This is a genomic window from Treponema sp. UBA7570, from assembly GCA_002477955.1.
Classification (GTDB): domain Bacteria; phylum Spirochaetota; class Spirochaetia; order Treponematales; family Treponemataceae; genus Treponema_D.
Genome location: DLLE01000049.1, coordinates 6,587 through 8,057, shown reverse-complemented (window position 1 = coordinate 8,057; position 1,471 = coordinate 6,587). Strand labels below are relative to the sequence as shown.

Genomic DNA, 1,471 nt, shown 5'->3' with positions numbered 1-1,471 from the left:
TCGCTTTTTTATTTCCACTTGAACGTCGCAAGCCCGATTATGTAGATTGCGATTATGCAGAGCGGAACAAAGTACGCGAAGACTGGCTTCATCCAGTTTTTCACTTTTAGGCCTTCGCCCTCGTTCGCTTCCTGAACGAGTTTTTCCCAGCCTAAGCCGAAGCGGCCGCTGCAGCTGAAAACTGCGAAAACAAGCGCGCCTAGCGGAAGAAGGTTGTTGCTTACGATAAAGTCCCAGAAATCAAGCCACGCCGAGCCTTCGCCGAACGGATGAAAATGAAGCACACTGTAGCCGAGCGCGGTTGTGAGCGCGATTAAGAAAATGCCTGTTCCGCAGATTACGCAGCCTTTCTTTCGCGACCAGCCTGTCATCTCGCGCATGCACGCAAGAATATTCTCACACACCGCAAGCTCCGTTGAGAACGCCGCGAACACCATAAAAAGGAAGAAAAGGCTTCCCCATACTCTGCCGCCGCCCATGTTGTTGAAGACGGTTGTCATCGTGTTGAAAAGAAGCGACGGCCCTGCGTCAACCGCAATTCCGAACGATGCGCACGCAGGGAAGATTATCAGTCCTGCCGTAACCGCAACGAAAGTGTCAAGAATAATGACTTTTACTGATTCTCCCATAAGGCTTCTGTCTTTTCCGATGTAGCTTCCGAAAATCGACATTGCGCCGATTCCAAGCGAAAGAGTGAAGAACGCCTGGTTCATCGCGCCCACCACAACAGGAACTGTGAGCTTCTTGAAGTCAGGAACGAGATAGAACGAAAGACCTTTTGCCCCGCCCGGAAGAGAAATGCTCCGTGCCGCAAGAACTGTCATCAAGACCAAAAGAAGAACCATCATGTATTTTGTAATCCGCTCAAGTCCGCTCTGGAGATTCCGCGTTAGAATCAAAAAGCAAACTGCAACTGCGATAAAAAGATAGCCCACGTTTAACTTAGGATTTGAAATCATTTTGCCAAAGCTAAGCTCGCCAGACTTTCCAGCCACAAACGAGACAAAATAATAAATAAGCCAGCCTGTAACAACCGTGTAGAACGCCATCAAGAAAATGTTTCCAAGCAGGCAGACGTAGCCGTGAACGTGCCATTTTGAGCCGGGCTTTTCAAGTTTCTGGTACATTCTGACCGGGCTTGCCTGGGACGCTCTTCCAAGCGCGAATTCCATTGTCAAAGCCGGAAGCCCCAGCACAACAAGAAACGCAAGATAGACAAGAACGAACGCGCCGCCTCCGTTCTGACCGACCATCCACGGAAATTTCCACACGTTTCCGCACCCAATAGCGCAGCCTGCGCTCAGCAGAATAAATCCAAGTCTGCTGCTTAATCTTTCTCTAGCCATGGGAATATTTTAGCAGAATTCCGGGGCGGTGTGTACGAGGGGAAGACTTTAAAAAATATATTTATAGCCTGAATTTCGAGTTTTATGATTTAATGTCATTATTGGGCTTGACCCGATAATCTATT

General features: G+C 48.6%; 1 protein-coding gene. It reads right to left on the bottom strand.

The genetic code is table 11. The annotated features are described in order from the left end of the window. Positions 1-8: 8 nt before the first annotated feature. Positions 9-1,346, bottom strand: coding sequence for a sodium-dependent transporter (locus B4N75_RS05750; RefSeq protein ID WP_296706825.1), 1,338 nt, complete (start codon positions 1,344-1,346; stop codon positions 9-11). Between the last annotated feature and the right edge of the window lie 125 nt (positions 1,347-1,471).

What these genes read in the sequence shown, in the direction of transcription:
- B4N75_RS05750 (WP_296706825.1), bottom strand. Translation starts at nt 1,346, where the DNA reads ATGGCTAGAGAAAGATTAAGCAGCAGACTTGGATTTATTCTGCTGAGC.